This window comes from Actinoplanes couchii (assembly GCF_016862075.1).
Taxonomy (GTDB): Bacteria; Actinomycetota; Actinomycetes; order Mycobacteriales; family Micromonosporaceae; genus Actinoplanes; species Actinoplanes couchii.
The window spans coordinates 104015-122538 of record NZ_BOMG01000044.1; the positions used below are offsets into that span (position 1 = coordinate 104015).

General features: G+C 68.4%; 15 protein-coding genes. 1 reads left to right on the top strand and 14 read right to left on the bottom strand.

Annotation, left to right across the window (positions count from 1 at the left end):
* Positions 1-19 precede the first annotated feature (19 nt).
* The 7 genes from Aco03nite_RS16935 to Aco03nite_RS16965 form a co-directional block, all read right to left on the bottom strand.
* Positions 20-1303: a lysine N(6)-hydroxylase/L-ornithine N(5)-oxygenase family protein gene (locus Aco03nite_RS16935; protein WP_203796309.1), complete on the bottom strand. Its 1284-nt coding sequence runs from the start codon at positions 1301-1303 to the stop codon at positions 20-22.
* Entirely contained in the window at positions 1303-2745 is a 1443-nt protein-coding gene (locus Aco03nite_RS16940; RefSeq protein WP_444978837.1) for a pyridoxal phosphate-dependent decarboxylase family protein, read from the bottom strand. The genes Aco03nite_RS16935 and Aco03nite_RS16940 overlap by 1 nt, the downstream gene beginning before the upstream one ends.
* Positions 2746-2984: 239 nt before the next feature.
* On the bottom strand, positions 2985-4619 hold the full coding sequence (locus Aco03nite_RS16945; RefSeq protein ID WP_203796311.1) for a beta-1,3-glucanase family protein: 1635 nt from the start codon (positions 4617-4619) through the stop codon (positions 2985-2987).
* 138 nt (positions 4620-4757) lie between these two features.
* Positions 4758-6266, bottom strand: coding sequence for an arabinosylfuranosidase ArfA (arfA, locus tag Aco03nite_RS16950; protein ID WP_203796312.1), 1509 nt, complete (start codon positions 6264-6266; stop codon positions 4758-4760).
* Positions 6267-6279: 13 nt separating this feature from the next.
* Complete coding sequence (locus Aco03nite_RS16955) at positions 6280-7125, bottom strand: carbohydrate ABC transporter permease (RefSeq protein ID WP_203796313.1); 846 nt, start codon at positions 7123-7125, stop codon at positions 6280-6282.
* A complete protein-coding gene (locus tag Aco03nite_RS16960) occupies positions 7122-8048 on the bottom strand; it encodes a carbohydrate ABC transporter permease (RefSeq protein ID WP_203796314.1) in 927 nt (308 codons plus the stop codon). Before Aco03nite_RS16960 ends, Aco03nite_RS16955 begins: the two co-directional genes overlap by 4 nt.
* Positions 8048-9346: an ABC transporter substrate-binding protein gene (locus tag Aco03nite_RS16965; protein WP_203796315.1), complete on the bottom strand. Its 1299-nt coding sequence runs from the start codon at positions 9344-9346 to the stop codon at positions 8048-8050. The genes Aco03nite_RS16960 and Aco03nite_RS16965 overlap by 1 nt, the downstream gene beginning before the upstream one ends.
* A gap of 297 nt (positions 9347-9643) precedes the next feature.
* Between Aco03nite_RS16965 and Aco03nite_RS16970 the strand changes: the two genes are divergently transcribed.
* On the top strand, positions 9644-10675 hold the full coding sequence (locus Aco03nite_RS16970; protein ID WP_203796316.1) for a LacI family DNA-binding transcriptional regulator: 1032 nt from the start codon (positions 9644-9646) through the stop codon (positions 10673-10675).
* On the opposite strand, the gene Aco03nite_RS55030 is transcribed toward Aco03nite_RS16970, so the two are convergent.
* Genes Aco03nite_RS55030 through Aco03nite_RS17000 form a run of 7 tightly spaced genes read right to left on the bottom strand, consistent with a single transcriptional unit; the run spans position 10650 to position 18495 of the window.
* Positions 10650-10742 (bottom strand): MFS transporter small subunit, encoded by a 93-nt coding sequence (locus Aco03nite_RS55030; protein ID WP_425544582.1) that lies wholly within the window; start codon positions 10740-10742, stop codon positions 10650-10652. The genes Aco03nite_RS16970 and Aco03nite_RS55030 overlap by 26 nt on opposite strands.
* Positions 10739-12307, bottom strand: coding sequence for an OFA family MFS transporter (locus Aco03nite_RS16975; protein ID WP_239145220.1), 1569 nt, complete (start codon positions 12305-12307; stop codon positions 10739-10741). The genes Aco03nite_RS55030 and Aco03nite_RS16975 overlap by 4 nt, the downstream gene beginning before the upstream one ends.
* Positions 12308-12352: 45 nt before the next feature.
* Positions 12353-13441, bottom strand: coding sequence for a hypothetical protein (locus Aco03nite_RS16980; protein ID WP_203796317.1), 1089 nt, complete (start codon positions 13439-13441; stop codon positions 12353-12355).
* A 4-nt stretch (positions 13442-13445) separates the two neighbouring features.
* Positions 13446-13940, bottom strand: coding sequence for an RNA polymerase sigma factor (locus Aco03nite_RS16985; protein ID WP_203796467.1), 495 nt, complete (start codon positions 13938-13940; stop codon positions 13446-13448).
* A 55-nt stretch (positions 13941-13995) separates the two neighbouring features.
* Positions 13996-14946: a non-homologous end-joining DNA ligase gene (ligD, locus tag Aco03nite_RS16990; RefSeq protein ID WP_203796318.1), complete on the bottom strand. Its 951-nt coding sequence runs from the start codon at positions 14944-14946 to the stop codon at positions 13996-13998.
* A gap of 9 nt (positions 14947-14955) precedes the next feature.
* Positions 14956-16665, bottom strand: a complete 1710-nt coding sequence (locus Aco03nite_RS16995; protein ID WP_203796319.1) for an acyl-CoA dehydrogenase — start codon at positions 16663-16665, stop codon at positions 14956-14958.
* Positions 16666-16719: 54 nt separating this feature from the next.
* A complete protein-coding gene (locus tag Aco03nite_RS17000) occupies positions 16720-18495 on the bottom strand; it encodes a diguanylate cyclase domain-containing protein (RefSeq protein WP_203796320.1) in 1776 nt (591 codons plus the stop codon).
* Positions 18496-18524 lie beyond the last annotated feature (29 nt).

Below are 18524 nucleotides of genomic sequence, written 5' to 3' on the forward strand. Positions count from 1 at the left end.
GATTCGCTCGCAAGCTCGCTCATCGCTTCACCAACTGACGGGGAATGTCGGCCTTAGGGGCGCCGAACTGCTGGAACGCGATCGACTCCTCGACCTTGAAGATCTCCCGGCCGGTGATCGCCTTGAGGATCACGCTGTTCCGGTACGGGCCCATGCCCAGATCAGGATCGGTCACGCTGTGCGTGTGCTCGGCCGCGTTCTGGACGAAGATCTCGTCCCCGGCGGTGTCCACGGCGTAGTCCGCGGTCACGTCGAACCGGCCGCGGGCGTCCCGGTTGATCCGGTCCCGGACCGGGTCCAGGAACGACGGAACCCGGTGCTGGTAACCGGTGGCCAGGACCAGCCCGTGGGTGGTCGCGGTGAACGAGTCGCCCTGCTCCTGGTGCTCCAGGGCCAGGGTCCAGCGCTCGCCGTCCCAGATCACGCCCTCCAGCGCGGTGCTGCTCAGCAGCGTGGTCGGGATCGGGCCGGTGAGGCTCTTGGCGTACAGCGTCTCGTAGATCGTGTCGATCAGGTCGCCGCTGATGCCCTTGTAGAGGTTGCGCTGCTCCCGGCCGAGACGATCGCGCACGTCCATCGGCAGGGCCTGGTGGTACCGGATGTAGTCCGGGGACGTCATCTCCAGGGTCAGCTTCGTGTACTCCATCGGGAAGTACCGGGGCGACCGGGTGATCCAGCTCAGGTGGTAACCGAACGTCTCGATGCCGTTGAGCAGGTCGAGGTAGATCTCGGCGGCGGACTGCCCACTGCCGACGATGGTGATCGACTCCAGCGTCTGCAGCTGCTGCTTGGCGGACAGGTAGTCGGCGCTGTGCACGTACGGGCCCTGGTCCACGACGGCCGGCACCCGCGGCTCGGTGCCGATGCCGAGCACCAGCTTGCGGGCCCGGAACGTCTCACCGCCGGCGGTCTGCACCAGATAGCCGGAGCCGTCGTGGGTGACGGTGTCGACCCGGGTGTTCCACCGGATCGAGGGCAACTGCCCGGCCACCCACCTGCAGTACGCGTTGTACTCGGCACGCAGCGGGAAGAAGCTCTCCCGGATGTAGAACGGGTAGAGCCGGCCCACCTGCTTGAGGTAGTTGAGGAAGGAGAACCGGTTCGTCGGGTCGGCCATGGTGACCAGGTCGGCGAGGAACGGCACCTGGATCGTGACGCCGTCGAGCATCAGCCCGGGGTGCCAGTCGAACTCGGGCCGCTGCTCCAGGAAGATCCCGTCGACGTCCGGCAGATCCTCGGTCAGGGCGGCCAGCCCCAGGTTGAACGGGCCGACACCGATGGCCACGAAGTCGTACGTACGCATCAGGCCATCACCGCCGCGGCCTCGTCGCGTTCGCCGGTCATCTCGCGCCCGATCCCGCGGATCAGGTCCAGTACGTCGCGCAGATTGTCCATCGTGGTGTTCGGGTTGAGCAGGGTGAACTTGAGCCAGTAGTGGCCGCCGATCCTGGTGCCGGCGACGATCGCCCGCCCGCCGTAGAACAGCCGCTGCCGCAGTCTCGGCATCAGGTCGTCGCACTCGGCGACACTCAGGTGAGCCGGGCGGAAGCGGAACAGCACGGTGCTGAGCGTCGGCTCGGCCAGCGCCTCGAAGTCGGAGTCCGCCTCGATCAGCGCGTGCACGTCAGCGGCCCGGTCGATGACCGTGTCGAACATGTCGCCGATCTGGTCCGAGCCCATGGTCCGCAGCGTCATCCACAGCTTCAGCGCGTCGAAGCGCCGGGTGGTCTGCAGGCTCTTGTCGACCTGGTTCGGCAGGGCCGCGGTCCGCGGGTTGAGGTAGTCGGCGTGCACCGCGATCCGGCGCATCGTCTCGCCCCGGCGCACCACGATCGCGCTGGAGCTGACCGGCTGGAAGTAGCTCTTGTGGAAGTCGACGGTCACCGAGTCGGCACGTTCGATCCCGTCCAGCAGGTGCCGGCGGCGCGGGGAGACGAGCAGGCCGCAGCCGTACGCGGCGTCCACGTGCAACCAGATGCCCTGTCGCTCGCAGATCTCGGCGATCTCCGCGACCGGGTCGATCCGGCCCAGGTCGGTGGTGCCCGCGGTGGCGACGACGGCCATCGGGATGCCCCCGTCCCGGCGGGCGTCGTCGATCGCGACGGCCAGGGCCGTGGCGTCCATCCGGCCGGTGTGGTCGGTGGCGACACCGATCACCGCGTCGGCGTCCAGGCCGAGGATCCCGGCCGACTTGCTGACGCTGAAGTGGCTCTGGGTGGTGGCGAAGATCCGCAACCGCTCCAGGCTCGCCGCACGGTTGCGGCTCTCCAGGGCCTCTTCGCGGGCCAGCAACAGGGCCTGCAGGTTGGACTGGGTGCCGCCGCTGGTGAAGATGCCGTCGGCGCCCGGGCCGAAACCGATCCGGCCGGCCGTCCAGTCGATCAGGCGGCGTTCGATGAGGGTGCCCGCGGTGCTCTGGTCCCAGGTGTCCACCGACGAGTTGACCGCGGAGATCAGCACTTCGGCGCTGAGCGCGGGGATCGCCACCGGACAGTTCAGGTGCGCTACGTAGGTGGGCTCGTGGAACCAGACAGCGTTGTCCAGGTAGAGCCGGGCGACTTCGTGCAGTGCCGCTCCGGTGTCACCCAGCGGCCGGTCCAGGTCGACGGCGTCGACCTGTTCCTGCAGCTCGGGGACGGTGGCGCCGGAGTACGGCTGCCGCACTGCCTTCACCCGGCCGGCCAGTAGTGCCGACGCGTGCCACACGCCCGACGTATAGGCGTCGAGTGTGGACCCGGAGAACAGATGCGGTGAATCGGACCGCTCCAACGGGGGCCTCCAATAAGGTAAACCTTACCTAACCTGAGGGGAGGCTAACCGGCCGGACACGGGAAGGAAACTTGCACGCGGCGCGACGGGGCGCTCCGCGGAGGGTCAAACGCGGCCCGGCCTGCGCAGTATTACGTAGACGACCATCGAGTGATCGTTGCCACATAGCGCACGAAGCCCACTCTTTGCAGAGTGGGCTTCGTCGATGTAGAAGATCAGAACGGACTCAGCGTGATCCCGGCCGCGCGCGGGTCTCCGTCGTGGACCAATGACTCCTGATTCTGCACGTCGTCGAAGGCGAAGGCGTACGCCTTGCCGTCCTTCATGTTGTCGTGGACGGCCTTCGCGTAGGTGTTGGCCGGTCCGCTCTGGTAGAAGTCGGCAGCCGTACCGCCGGGCTGGGTGTCGAGGGTGCCGAGCGTGGTCCGCCACAGCGCCGCGCATAGGGTCCGGGCGATCGGGCCGACGATCTGGTCGTTCGGGGCGCTCAGGGCACCGTCGCAACCCCACACGTTCGCGGTGGACGGCTTGGTGAACGATGCCACGGTCCTGCCGGTGCCGTCGGTGAAGTTCATGACGTCCCCGGTGGTGCGCCCGGTGTACTTCACCTCGGGACGGTCACCGAACGGCACCACGGTCAAACTCTTGCCGGTGTACGCGTTCCAGGCGCTGCCGATGTACGAGTCCAGATAGGTCGGGCTCATCAGACCGGCGTCCGCGGCCTTGCCCGGGGCGAGCACCCGCAGCACGGTGCCGTCCGAACCGGTGACGATGCTCTTGGCGAAGTCCGGGTTGCCCTTGACCGCGTCGATCACCTTCTGCCGCCCGCCCGGGACGACCTCACCGGTCTTGCTGGTCCTGCCACTGCCACCGGTCACCGAGACGACGTGCGGCACCGCGAACATGTCCACCTGCGAGCTGTTCAGCCACAGACCCGAGCTGTTCAGGGTGAACTCGCTCCAGTCGAAGAGGATGTCCCGGTTCGGGTCGGCGCCCGCCCACGGGGCCGGCTGGACCAGGCCGTCGCCAGTGATCTTGAAGTCGAGCTTCTTCCCGAACGAGAAGTAGATCCGGCCGGAGATGTTCTTCAGCACCTTGATCGTGGTGCTGGAGCCGTTGGCCGGGCCGGGGATCGCCACGTCCGGGGCGGGCACCGGCACCGGGCCGCCACCGGTCCACGGGGTGAAGGCGCCTGCCGCGTTCACGTAGCCGAGCTTGCCCGTCTCCAGGTTGACGCCGAGCACGTAGACGAAGACCGGCTGGTTGCGCCCGCTGTCGTTGGTCAGCGTGACCGGGAGCAGGTCACTGGCCGGAGGGACCGGTTCGTCCTTCTTGGTGGGCGCCGTCGTCGTGGGTGCGGCCGTCGGCGCTTCCGTGGTCGGACGGGTGGTCGGCGGCGTGGTGGCCGGAACCGTGGTCGGGACGGCCGTCGGCGGGGTCGTCACGACCACCTGGTCACTGCCCACACACGGGTTGCCGTTCAGCTTGCAGTTGACCGGCTGCGCGCCGGAGCCGACGAAGCCGAACTTCGTGCTCGCGCCGGCCGCCAGGGTGCCGTTCCAGGAGCGGCCGGTGAAGGTGCGACGGCTGCCGGCGGTGGCCATGTCGGCCTCCCAGAAGCTGCCGATCGCGCTGCCCGCGGGCAGGTCGAACTCGACCTTCCAGGACGACATGGTGGACGATCCGTTGTTGGTGATCGTCACCTCGTTCTGCCAGCCGGTGCCCCAGTTCTCGATCGTGCGCACCGAGGCGGCGGGTTCGGCCGCCGAGGCGGGCAGGGCGATCCAGGCGGTGGCGAGTGCTCCGACCGTGGCCACCGAGGCCAGGATCAAGCTCCTTTTACGGCGCATGGGGGTGCGACCTCCGAAGGCAGACAGCAACGAACGCTCGCCATCATGACCTGCGGAAAGCCGTACCCCCAGAGCCTTTAAAGCTGCTTTAAGGTCTATTTCCGTGACGTATTCCAGCCGCGACCGATAACACTTTTTCTACCGGGTGAAGCGGATCGCGCTCCAGGAGACCTTCGGCAGAGTGACTGTGACGGTGCCGCCGTCGATCGTGACGCCGTCGAAGGAACGTAGCTCGACCCGCTCCGGCGCCTCCTTGGTGTTGTAGGCGTAGACGTCGTCGTCGGCGAGGATCCAGGACTCCGCGACGGACAACTCCCCCTCGAAGGCGCTCAGGTCGACGCTGAACTCGACCGGGTTCGTCACGTCCCGGTTGACCGCGAAGACCGTCACGTCGCCGGTGGCCGGGTCGTGCGTGGCGACCGCGTCGACCAGCGGGGCCGCGCCGTACTTCGCGGTCTCGTAGGTCGGGGCGTCGATGTGCAGGCGCAGCACGTCACCCTTGGCCAGGGCGGCGGTCTTGGCGAACGGGTGGAAGATGGTCTGCTTCCAGGCCGGCCCGCCCGGCTCGGTCATGATCGGGGCGATCACGTTGACCAGCTGCGCCTGGCAGGCGGCGGTCACCCGGTCACTGTGCCGGAGCAGCGAGATCAGCAGGTTGCCGACCACGACCGCGTCGGCCACGTTGTACCGGTCCTCGATCACCCGCGGGGCGACCTTCCACTCCTCGGGCAGCGGGGCGTTCTGGAACCGGGACAGGTACCAGACGTTCCACTCGTCGAACGAGATGTTGATCTTCTTGGTGCTCTTCAGCCGGGCCCCGACCGCGTCCGCGGTGGCCACGATGCTGTTCACGAAGAAGTCCATGTCGACCGCGGACGCCAGGAACGAGCCCAGGTCACCGTCGTGCTCCTCGTAGTACGCGTGGCAGGAGACATAGTCCACCACGTCGTACGCGTGCTCCAGCACCGTCGACTCCCAGGTGCCGAACGTCGGCATGCTGGACGACGAGCTGCCGCAGGCCACGAGTTCGAGATCGGGCTCCGCGGACCGCAGCGCCCGGGCGGTGCTGGCGGCGAGCAGGCCGTACTCCTCGGGGGTCTTGTGCCCGGTCTGCCAGGGTCCGTCCAGCTCGTTGCCGAGACACCAGAGCTTGATGCCGTACGGCTTCTCCGCCCCGTTCGCGCGGCGCTGCTCGGAGATCGCGGTGCCCTCCGGGTGGTTGACGTACTCGTGCACGTCGAGGGCCTCCTGGACACCACGGGTGCCGAGGTTGACCGCGTACATGATCTCGACGTCGGCCTTCTCCGCCCACTTGGCGAACTCGTCGATGCCGACCTCGTTGGTCTCGATGCTGCGCCAGGCCAGGTCCCGGCGGCGGGGACGCTGCTCCCGCGGGCCGACACCGTCCTCCCAGCGGTAACCGGAGACGAAGTTGCCGCCCGGGTAGCGGACCATCGAGACACCCAGTTCGCGGGCCAGCGCCAGCACGTCGGTGCGGAAGCCGTCCTCGTCGGCGAGCGGGTGGCCCGGCTCGTAGATGCCGGTGTAGACACAGCGGCCCATGTGCTCGACGAACGAGCCGAAGGTCCGGCGGCTGACCGGCGCCACGACGGCGCCCGGGTTCAATACGACACGCGCACGGAGCATTGTTAACCCTTACTCATTTGACGGAGCCGATGGTCAGGCCACCGCGCCAGTACCGCTGCAGCATCAGGAAGGCAGCGATCAGGGGGACGATCGCCACCAGCGCACCGGTGATGATCACGTTGAAGGTCGCCGCACCGCCGTTGCCCATGATCGCGGACATGTACCAGGCCCGGAGCCCGACGGTGAGCGGATAGAGATCGTCGTTGCTCAGCATCACCAGCGGCAGGAAGAAGTTGTTCCAGGACGCGACCATGCTGAACAGCAGGACGGTGACCAGGGCCGGCTTCATCGCCGGCAGCGCCACACTGGTGAACACCCGGAACTCGCCGGCGCCGTCGATGCGGGCCGCTTCGAGCATCTCCTCCGGGATCGAGTCGTGCACGTACACCCGCAGCAGGTAGACGCCGAACGGGTTGAGCAACGACGGCAGGATCACCGCCCAGACCGAGTCGATCAGGTCGGCCTGCGCCATCAGCAGATAGGTGGGCAGCACCAGCGCCGTCGCGGGCACCATGATCAGGCCCAGGAGCAGGGCGAACAGGGCGTTGCGGCCGGGGAAGCGGAGCTTGGCGAAGGCGTACCCGGCCAGGGCCGAGATCGCCGTCGCGCCGACCCCGCTGACCACCGCGTAGAACGCCGAGTTGCGCAGCCAGGTCAGGTAGATCCCGTTCTCCTGGTTGAACAGCAGCTTCAGGTTCTCGAACAGGTTGAAGTCACTGAACCAGAGCGACGCGGACTGGAACAGGCCGTCGTTGTCCTTGGTCGCGGCCACCAGCAGCCACCAGAACGGGAGCAGGAAGTAGATCGCCATCAGGCCCATCGCGAGGTGCGCGACGACGCTGCCCTTTTTCAGGCTCATTTCAGCGCGCTCCGCTTCCGGGTGGCGAACAGGAAGATGTAGGACCCGACGAACACCACCGCGCCGAGCAGGAACGAGATAGCGGCCGAGTAGTTGTACTGCTGGAACGAGAACGCCTGGTTGTAGGCGTAGACGTTGGGTGTGTAGTGCTGGGTGACCGCGCCCGGGTTGAGCGGCTGCAGGATCAGCGGTTCGGTGAAGAACTGCAGGGTGCCCATGATCGTGAAGAGGGTGGCCAGGACCAGCGCCGACGAGATCATCGGCGTCTTGATCCGGAGCGCGATCTGCACCTCGCTGGCGCCGTCGATCCGGGCCGACTCGTAGATCTCCCGGGGCAGGCCCTGCAGCGCCGCGTAGATGACGATCATGTTGTAGCCGGCCCACTGCCAGGTCACGATGTTGCCCAGCGACGCCAGCACGGTGTCGCCGGAGACGAAGTCGATGCCCAGGCCGGAGAACGGGCCGATGCTGTCGCTGTAGAGGAAGCCCCACATCAGGGTGCCGATGACCACCGGGACGGCGTACGGCACGAAGGCCGCGAGCCGGAAGAACCGGGAGAACCGCGAGGTGGTGGCGTCGATCAGCAGCGCCGCGACCAGCGCGATCCCGATCATCACCGGGGTCTGGACCAGGCCGAAGATCAGCACCCGGACCACGCCCTCACGGACCAGCGGGTCGTCGATCGCCTGCTTGTAGTTGTCGAAGAGGGCGAAGACCTCCCCCTCGATCAGCGTCGAGCGGTACAGGCTGATCTTGAATGCGTACGCCATCGGCAGCAGCAGGAACGCCACCAGCAGCACCGCGAACGGCAGCACGAACAACCAGCCGGTCGTCGCCTCCCGCCACCGGGGGCGTCCCGCCTTCTTCGCCGAGGGCCCCACGGCCGCCGGAGCGGCCGCGGGGGAAGTCTGGACCTCGGTCATTACTGAACCTTGAAGCCCTGCTGGGTGGCGTAGGTCTTGACGTTCTCCTGCGCGGCGTCCAGCGAAGCGGTCCAGGAGGACTTCTTCTCGATCGCCTGGTTCAGGCCGGTCGTCAGCTGGTTGAAGTTGTAGCTGTTGAACGGGCTCCAGGAGAACGGGCCGATCGCGTTGTACGCCGGGACGAACACCTCGTTGACCTTCTGGCCGCCGAAGAAGTCGTACTCCTTGTTCTTGAAGTCGGCCGACTCCAGGATCGGGGTGGCGGTCGGGAAGAGGAACGCCTTGTCGATGCCGATCTTCCAGGCCTCGGTGTTCTTCGCGCCGAAGATCTCCATGGCGACCTTGGCCGCGATGTCCGGGTACTTCGCCTGGTCGGTCACGGCGAACGAGGAGCCGCCCCAGTCACCCTGCTTGTTCTCGCCGGCCGCCCACTGCGGCAGCGGCGCGACCTTCCACTTGCCGGACGACGCGGCGGCGTTGGCCTGGATGTAGCCGGGGCCCCAGCCGGCCGCGATGTAGGTGGCGTACTTCTCCGAGCCGAGCCCGTTGTAGAAGTCCGTGGTGTGGAACGCGGTGGTGTCGGCGAGACCGCCGTTGACCAGGCCCTCCCAGTACGTGATGACCTTCTTGGCCTCGGCGCTGTTCAGGTTGACGCCGATGTTCGACGGGTTCGCCAGGTCGTAGGTGTACGGCTGGGCGCCGGCCTGCCAGAACAGGCCGCTCAGGAAGCCGCCGTCGTTGGCGCCGAAGTCGGTGATGAAGGACTTGCCCCCGGACGCGGCCTTCAGCTTCTCGGCCTGCGCCTTGTACTCGTCCCAGGTGGTCGGGACGGTCAGGTTGTACTTCTTGAAGATGTCGTCGCGGTACATCATCGCCATCGGGCCCGCGTCGACCGGGATCGCGTAGACCTGCTCACCGGAGCTGACCTGCTTCCACGCCCAGTCGACGTAGTCGCCCTTGACGTCGTTCGCGCCGTACTTGCCGAGGTCCACCAGGTGCTTGGTGAGCTGGAAGGTCGGGATCTCCTGCAGCTCGAGCATCGCCACGTCGGGCGCGCCCTTGCCGGCCTTCAGCGCGGTCTGCAGCTTGGTGTACTGGTCCTGGCCGGTGCCCGCGTTGGTCCACTCGATCTTGATGTCCGAGTGGGTCTTGTTGAACAGGTCGACGACACCCTGGAACTCCGGGTACCACGCCCAGACCTTGATGGTGACCGGGCCGGTCGGCTTCTCGACCGGCTCGTCGTCGCCACCGCTGCTGCACCCGGTCAGCGCCAGCGTCGTCGCAGCGACCGCCGCCACAAGTGATCGCCGACTGACCCGCCGTGCGCTAAGTTTGCTGAGGTTCACTGGGTCCTCACAGTTCAAGTAGTTGCGTATCCAGTTGAGCAGTTCCGGGCCGGTCCAGGGCTCGGAAGAGCCGGCCTCCGGTGCTGGCACACCGGGGGTCGGCCGTAAGGGCCTCACCAAACGTTTCCCTCAGTCCGGCGAGTGCTGTTGCTACGCTTTTGCAGCGCTGCAAAACACAGCATGCACGGACGTCTTAGCGTCGGCAAGGGGTAACCTGCCGGAAACTTGCGGCGGGCAGAGGGAGGCAGAATGCGTCGAGAAGTCACTCTGCGTGACGTCGCGGAGCTGGCCGGCGTATCGAGCCGAACCGTCTCGAACGTGGTCAACGGCTACGCCAACGTCACTGAGCGTACGCGTGAGCGGGTTCAGCGCGCGGTCGACGAACTCGGATATCGACCCAACGTCCTGGCGCGCAACCTGGCACAGGGACGGTCCGGTCAGATCGCCGTGGTGGTGCCGTACCTGGACACCCCGTACTTCTCCGAGTTGTTGCAGAGCGTCATCCGGGCGGCGCGGGTCAGCGGCTATAACGTTTTGATCGACCAGACCGACGGCGACCCGGAACACGAGCGGGCGTTCATCGCCCACGGCTCGCGCCGGCTGCTCTTCGACGGCGTCATCTTCAGCCCGCTCGGCCTCGACCAGCAGGCCCTCGCCGACCGCGACCGGACCCTGCCACTGGTCATCCTCGGCGAACGGGCCAGCGACGGCAGCTTCGACCACGTCGGCATCGACGACGTGGCGGCGTCCCGGCTGGCCACCGAGCACCTGATCGATCTCGGACGGCGGCGGATCGCGGCGATCGGCGACCAGCCCTACGCCACCGGCGAGGCGGCGCAACGGCGCACCCGCGGCTTCCGGGAGGCGCACGCGGCCCGCGGGCTGACCCCGCGGGAAGAGCTGATCATCAGTACGCCGCGGTTCAACCGGCCGGACGGCGCCCGCGCGATGGAACACCTGCTGGACCTGGCCGAGCCACCGGACGCCGTCTTCTGCTACTCCGACCTGGTCGCGCTCGGCGCCATCCGGACCATCGTGTCGCGGGGGCTGCGGGTGCCCGAGGACATCGCGGTGATCGGCTACGACGACATCGAGGACGGGCGGTTCTCCAACCCGACGATCACCACGATCTCGCCGGACAAGGAGATGATCGCGACGACCGCGGTGGACCGGCTGTTGCTGCGCATCACCAGCGAGAGCCCGCCGCCCGGTCTCGAGCTGCGGGCTCCCTTCAAGCTGGTGGAGCGGGAGAGTACTACTGGAAGAGTTTCGCCGCGGTGATCAGCGTCTGGACGACGCCGTAACCGAGCAGGACGGACACCAGGGCCCAAGAGATCACGAGTCTCATGCCGTCGCCTCCTTCTTCTCTTCGGGAGTCTCGTCAGCCTTCGTCTCGGCCGGCTCCACGGCCTCGACCTTCGTGTCCTCGGGCTCGACGGGCGCCGCGGGCTCGGCTTCCTTCTCCACCGCCGGCGTCGCGGGCTCGGCCTTCTTCGCAGCCGGCGTCGCGGGCTCGGCCGGGGTCACCGGGGCGGCCGGCGCGGTGGCCGGCTCGTGCAGGCTCTCCGGGACCGGGCGGATCAGCAGGTTGGCGATGAAGCCGACGGCCAGCACACCGACCATGGTGAACAGAGCCGGCCGGTACGCGTCGGCGGTCAGCGTGCCCGGCTTGCCCTGCGCGTCCAGGAAGCCGTTGATGATCAGCGGCCCGGCCACACCCGCGGCCGACCAGGCGGTCAGCAGCCGGCCGTGGATCGCGCCCACCTGGTAGGTCCCGAACAGGTCCCGCAGGTAGGCCGGCACGGTCGCGAACCCGCCGCCGTAGAACGACAGGATCACCCCGGCGAGCAGCACGAACAGGGCGGTCGCGGTGTGCCCGAAGAGGGCCAGCAGGGCGTAGAACACCATGCCGACACCCAGGTACACCATGTAGATCGGCTTGCGCCCGATCGCGTCCGAGGCCGTCGACCAGGCGAACCGGCCGCCCATGTTGAAGAGCGAGAGCAGTCCGACGAAGCCGGCCGCCGCGGTGACCGCGACCGTCGAGGTGCCTCCGGTGCCCCGGAAGAAGTCCTGGATCATCGGGCTGGCCTGCTCCAGGATGCCGATGCCGGCCGTCACGTTGCAGAACAGCACGACCCAGAGCAGCCAGAACGAGCGGGTCCGGACCGCGTTGGCGGCGGACACGTTGGCCGTGGTGACCATCGGCTTGGCCTTGACCGTGGACGGATCCCAGCCCGCCGGCTTCCAGCCCTCACGCGGCACCCGGATGTTGAACACCCCGAACATCATGATCAGGAAGTACGCGATGCCGAGGGTCAGGAACAGGGCGGTCAGAGCGCCGCCACCGGCCGTCGAGGTGGTGACGGTCGGGTCGTAGTCGGCGTCGTAGAAGGACAGCAGCTGCCGGGACAGCGGGCCGGCCACCAGGGCGCCGCCACCGAAGCCCATGATCGCCATGCCGGTGGCCAGACCCGGCCGGTCCGGGAACCACTTGATCAGCGTGGACACCGGGGAGATGTAGCCGATGCCCAGGCCGATGCCGCCGAGGAAGCCGTATCCCAGGTAGAGCAGCCAGAGCTGACCGGTGGAGATGCCGAGGGCGCCGATCAGGAAGCCGGCGGTCCAGAACGAGGCGGACACGAACATCGCCTTGCGCGGGCCGTTGCGCTCCACCCAGGTGCCGCCGATCGCGGCGGACAGGCCGAGCATGACGATCGCGATGCTGAAGACGATGCCGATCGCGGTCTGTGACGTATCGAAGTGCTGGACGAGTGAAGTCTTGTAGACGCTCGTCGCGTACGCCTGCCCGATGCACAGGTGGACGGCGAGAGCGGCCGGCGGAATGAGCCACCGGCTGTACCCCTCCGGGGCGATGGTGTGCTCTCTATCGAGAGCGGAGAGCAGTGCCATCGCCGGACGATATCACCGAATTTGATCAATAAAACCGATCCGAGATCACCAATTGATGAAGAAGGTATGGAGTCGGAACGGTTCGTCGCCATTGGTCAGGTACCAGGCCCCCCGCAGCTCGAAAGGGGTCTGCCAGGCGATCGCGACCAGTGGATACGGCCGCACACCGTCGACCACCAGATCGCCGGTGCCCCCGCCGCCCCGGGCCACGATCCTCTGATCGGCGATCCGGAACACCACGACCTCGAAGTCGTGGTTCGCCGTCTGGTAGCTGACCGCGACCATGGCCCCGTCCGGGGAAAGCCGGATCCCGGTGACCTGCTCGCAGTTCCCCACACCGATGTCCAGCCACTCCGACCGGACCGGTTCCCGGTTCGCGGCCAGTGGCCGGCGCAGCAGTTCGACCGAGCAACCGGTCGTCTCCTTCGGCGCCAGCACGAGCACTCCGTCGTTCACGTCGGCCGCGGTGAACGCCCCCTGCATGTTGATGAGACCGAGCTGGTACATGTTCACCACCGGCGTCTCCGTCCCGGAGGCGATGTCGTGTGCGACCAGGTCGGTCTGGCGCCACAGATACGCGGTGTCGGCCGTCGCGGTCAGCAGACTCATCCACTCCTCGTCGTGGCTGAGGTTCCGCTGCAGCCGGACCGTGCCGTCCGGCCGGGTCACCACCAGCCGGAACTCGCTCTCGTTCACCGCCACCACCGCGCCGTCCGGCAGGGCCACCGCGCGGTCCCACCGCCCGGCGCCGACCACGTCGAGCGTGTCGATCCGGCCGCTCGGCTCCAGCACTCCCATCCGGGTGGAGGCACCGAGTTCGACGGCTCGGCCGCCCTCGGCCGCCGGCTGATACCGGCCCAGGGCGCCGTTCAGCAGCAGCCGCTGCAATCCCGGCTCCGGTGGGGCGTCGTCCGCGGCCGGGAGGTCGTTCAGCCTGCTCTCCTCCCGCCGGACGATCACGCCGAACCCGGTGGCGACGACCAGGACCACCGCGCCCACGGCAGAGAGGACGGCCTGCCGCTTACGGCGACGACGGACCCGGCGGCGCACATCGGTGAGGTCCGCGCGATAGCCCGGCGCTGCCCCGGCCGCCGCCCGGACGGCCTCGGTCACGTCTTGCGGAATCGTGTCCATCCGGTCAGTCCTCGCTGTTCAGCTCGTGGCGCAGGGCGGCCAGCCCGCGGGAGAGACGGCTCTTGACGGTGCCCTCGGTGATCCGCAGGGCGGCTGCCGTCTCGGCGGTGGTGAGTTCGAGCAGCACCCGGCAGGTGATCACGGCGCGCTGGGACTCCGGCAGTTTCGCCAGGGCGTCCCGGGCACCGACCGCGGTGTCCGGCGGCCGGGACCGGGGATGGTCGGCCTCGTCAGCCGGAGGGCGTTCCCGGCGAACCTTGCGCCACCACGAGGTGGCCCAGTTCAGGCCGACCCGGAAGACCCAGCCGGCCGGGTTGTCCAGGCGGCTGACCGTGGGCCAGCGGGCGCAGGCCCGGGCCATCGCCTCCGACACCGCTTCGGCTGCCAGGTCGTCGCTGCGCAGGGTGACCGCGAGCGCCCGGTACACCCGGTCGGCGTTGGCCCGGTAGAAGGCTTCGAACCCCTCGTGGGAGGAGGACGCCTCACCCAGATCGATCATCACTGCCGGAACCACCATGTCCGGTACACGCGGCGGCGGCCCGATCGGTTCCCGGCTAATTCTCGGCCGGGGTCTCCAGGCCGGACCGCTCGTCACGGTCGGCCCATTCCAGGAGTGTGGTCAGCGAGTGGGAGTGGTCGTCGATGTCCGAATGCAGGTCCCCTAGCTCGGCGAAGCGCTGGGGAATCGTACGAATAGTGAAGTCCCCGGGGTTGAGATCTTGAATTTCGTCCCAGGTGACCGGGGTGCTGACGGTGGCCTCGGGGACGCCGCGGACCGAGTACGCGCTGGCGATGGTGTGGTCGCGGGCGTTCTGGTTGTAGTCGATGAACAGCGCCTTCGGGTCGCGGTCGCGGCGCCACCAGGTCGTCGTCACGTCGTCCGGGGCCCGCCGCTCCACCTCGCGGGCGAAGGCGAGCGCGGCCCGGCGGACGTCGGCGAAACCCCAGCGCGGCTCGATCCGGACGTAGACGTGCAGGCCCGAACCGCCGCTGGTCTTCGGGTACCCGGTCATCCCCAACTCGTCGAGGACCTCGCGGACCACCGGGGCGACTCTCCGCACCGTGCCGAACGGGCAGTCCGGCATCGGGTCCAGGTCGATGCGCCACTCGTCGGGGCGCTCGGTGTCGGCCCGCCGCGAGTTCCACGGATGGAACTCCACGGTGGACATCTGCACCGCCCAGATCACGTCGGCCGGTTTGGTCACGCACAGCTCGTCGGCGTGCCTGTTGTACCGGGGGAACTTGACCCGGACCGTCTCCAGCCAGGGCGGAGCGCCGTTCGGCACCCGTTTCTGGTGCACCTTCTCCCCGGCCAGGCCCTCCGGGAAGCGGTGCAGCATGCAGGGGCGCTCGCGCAGCGCGCGGACGATCCCGTCGCTCACCGCCAGGTAGTACTCGACCAGGTCGAGCTTGGTGGCGCCGAGCTCCGGGAAGTAGACCCGGTCCGGGTTGGAGACCCGGACCTCGTGGTCCCCGACTTCGACGATCGTGGCTTTACCGGCCATGCCATGACGCTAACCCAACCAGGCGTCGTCCATGTCCCGAAGCAGCGTGTCGCCCGAGTCGAGCAGGTCCAGCATCGGGCCGATCCGGGGCAGCTCGTGGGTGACGAAGTACCTGGCGGCCAGGCGTTTGCCCTCGTAGAAGGCGCCCTCCTTGCCCTCGGCGGCCTTCGCCTGCTCCAGCCACATCCAGGCGATCACCAGGTGGCCGGTGGCGTCCAGGTAGGCGGTGGCGTTGACCAGGGCGCTCGCCGGGTCCTGCCAGAGCCTGGCGGTGGTCGCGGCGAGCCGGTCGCATGCTTCCATCACCGGCGCGCCGTCCTTGGCCGACGCGGCTGTCTCTCTGATCCTCGTCAGCAGCAGGGCCAGGCCGGCGCCGCCGTTCTGGGTGACCTTGCGGCCGAGCAGGTCGAGGGCCTGGATGCCGTCGGTGCCCTCGTGGATCGAGTTGAGGCGGTTGTCCCGGTAGAACTGCTCGACCGGGTACTCGCGGGTGTATCCGTAACCGCCGTGGACCTGGATGGCGTGGTCGTCGGCGAGCCGGCACCACTGCGACGGCCAGGCCTTCACGACCGGGGTGAGCACGTCCAGGAGCAGCGCGTTCTCCTCGCTCGGCTCGTCCAGCAGCTTCGCCGCCCAGAGGACCAGAGCCAGACCGCCTTCCACGTACGACTTGGAAGCGAGCAGCATCCGGCGCACGTCCGGGTGCTTGACGATCGCCACCGGGGGTGCCGACGGGTCCTTGGCGGTCACCGGGCGGCCCTGCCGGCGCTCCCGGGCGTAGTCCAGCGCGTGCAGGTAACCGGTGTAGCCCAGGGCCACCGCGCCCGCCCCGACGCCGATCCGGGCCTCGTTCATCATGTGGAACATGTACTGCAGGCCGCGGCCCTCCGCCCCGACCAGCTCGCCCCGGGCGTCGTCGAAGGCGAGCACCGCGTTGGTCGTACCGCGGTAGCCCATCTTGTGGTTGAGACCGGCCAGGACCACGCCGTTGCGCTCGCCGGTGGTCACGTCCTTCTTCGGCACGATGAACAGCGACAGGCCCTTGACCCCGGCGGGCGCTCCGGCGACCCGGGCCAGCACCAGGTGGACGATGTTCTCGCTCAGCTCGTGGTCACCGCCGGAGATCCACATCTTGCCGCCGGTGAGCCGGTACGTCCCGTCCTCGTCGCGGACCGCGCGGGTGGTCACGTCGCTCAGGGACGATCCGGCCTGCGGCTCGGACAGGCACATGGTCCCGGTGTAGCGCCCCTCCAGCATCGGCATCACGTACCGCTGGATCTGGTCCTCGGTGCCGTGCGTCAGGAGCAGGTGGGCGTTGGCCGAGGTGAGCATGGCGTACGCCGAGGTGGCGGTGTTGGCGGCCTGGAACCAGAGGAAACAGGCGCGCTGCAGCACGTGCGGCAGTTGCAGGCCGCCGTGCTCGGCGTCCATGCCGGCCGCGATCAGACCGGACTCGGCGAACACCGTCAGGGCCCGGCTCACCTCCGGGATGATGGTGACCCGCTCGCCGTCGAAGGTGGGCTCGGTCAGGTCGCCGGCCCGGTTGTGCGGCGCGAAGTCCCGCTCGGCGATCTGCTGGGAGACGTCGAGGAAGGCGTCGAACGTCTCCCGCGAGTGCTCGGCGAACCGGTCGCGCGTGGTCAGCGCCTCGACGTCGAGCCATTCGTAGAGCAGGAAGTCGAGGTCGCGCCGGGAGAAGACCTTGGACACCGCGGTCACCGCCGTTCGTCGTCGTTCGCGGACTGAAGTTCGTGCACCCAACGTGCACCAACTTTAGTCCGCGGCGCGGTGCCTGCCTATCCGCTCCGGCATCCGGCCGGCGTGCTTGATCTCGTACATCGCGTGGTCGGCGGAACGCAGGGCCTCGTCCGGGTCGGTCGCGGCCGGGGCGAGGTGCACCCCGACGCTGGCGCCGATGGTCAGCTCATGATCGTCGATCCGGAACGGCAGGTCCAGGACGTACCGGATCCGCTCCCGCATCGCCGCGCCGGCCTCCGGGCCGTACACCCCCGGCATCAGGATGACGAACTCGTCGCCACCGACCCGGGACAGCACGTCCCCGGCCCGGATGCAGGCGCTGAGCCGGTCCGACACCTGCCGCAGCAGCGCGTCGCCGACCTCGTGCCCGTGCTCGTCGTTGACCGGCTTGAACCCGTCCAGGTCGACGAAGAGCACGGCCACCGCGTCGGACCGCAACGACGTGCTCAGGCGGTCCTGCATCCGCCGCCGGTTGGGCAGGCCGGTCAGCGGGTCGTGCTGGGCCTCGTGCTCCAGCCGCTCCTGGAAGGCCCGGTTCTCCGAGATGTCCCGGGCGTTGACCACCACCCCGGTCAGGGCCGGGTTGTGCATCTGGTTCGAGGCGGTGAAGTCGAACCAGCGGAACTCGCCGCCGGCGGTCTGCACCCGGCACTGCAGGCGCACCACCCCGTCCGCCTCGCCGAGCAGCGCGGTCAGGCGCTCGCGCATCGTCGGCTGGTCCTCCGGGTGCACCACGTCGAAGACGCTGTGCCCGGCCAGCGAACCGGCCGGGAACCCGAGGAGCGCGGTGGTGCTCGGGCTGCTGAAGACGATCCGGCCGGACTCGTCGAGCACCGAGACCAGATCGGGGGCGTGCTGGAACAGGGCCTGGAAACGCTCGTCGGCACGACGGCGCTGGATCTGCGTGCGGTAACCGAGGGCTGTGATTCCCACCACACCGATCACCAGCATGGCTAGCAGGGTGACGGTCAGGGTACGGCTTCGGCTGTAGACGGCACCGTCGAACGAGGCCTGCGTCTGCGTACGCACGTAGGACCAGCCGCTCGGGGAGACAGCGACGATGACCGCGATCATCTCCACGCCATCGTCCTCGTACTGGACGAAGCGACTGCCGGGATGACCCAGATCGGCCCGGACCGCCGGGTCCACGTAGGTGCCGAGCCGCTCGTCGGTGCTCGCCGCGCCGACCCGGCCCGACGTGTCCACGATCAGCGTCTGGTGGGCGTCGCTGCGCAACTCCCGGATGTAACCCTGCAACGGGGTGGCGACGACCTGGTTCAACCCGATCAGGTAACCGACGACGCCACCGTTCACCACGACCGGGATGCCCACCGCGGCCACGAACGTGTCACCGGCCGGCATCACGCCGGCGAAGCCGTACCCGTCGGTCGCCAGCGACTCCCACATCGGCGCCCAGGCCACGTCGGCGGGATCGGGCAGCCCGGCGGAACGGTTCGACGTCAGGAACTCGTGATCCAGGCCGACCGTGATCATCCCGTACTGGAAAGTGGTGCTCTTGGCACTGGCGACGGTGAGCGTGAGCCGGTCCTTCGCGTCGGCGGTCGCGAAACGCAGCGCACTCTGACCCAGCAGACGGGTCAACTCCAGGGTGGAGTTTCGTTGCAGCTGGCCGGTGAGCGTGCCGTTGTTGGTGCCCAGTGCGGTGGTGTCGTTCCGGTGCACCGCCTCGACCGCCCGGACCGTCGACTGGTTCACCAGAATGCCGACAACCCCGGCACCGGCCAGCAAAAGCACACTGACCAGCACCGCGATCCAGTTGCGAAACCGCATCGCGTTCCTCCCTCGCCCCCGTACATCGG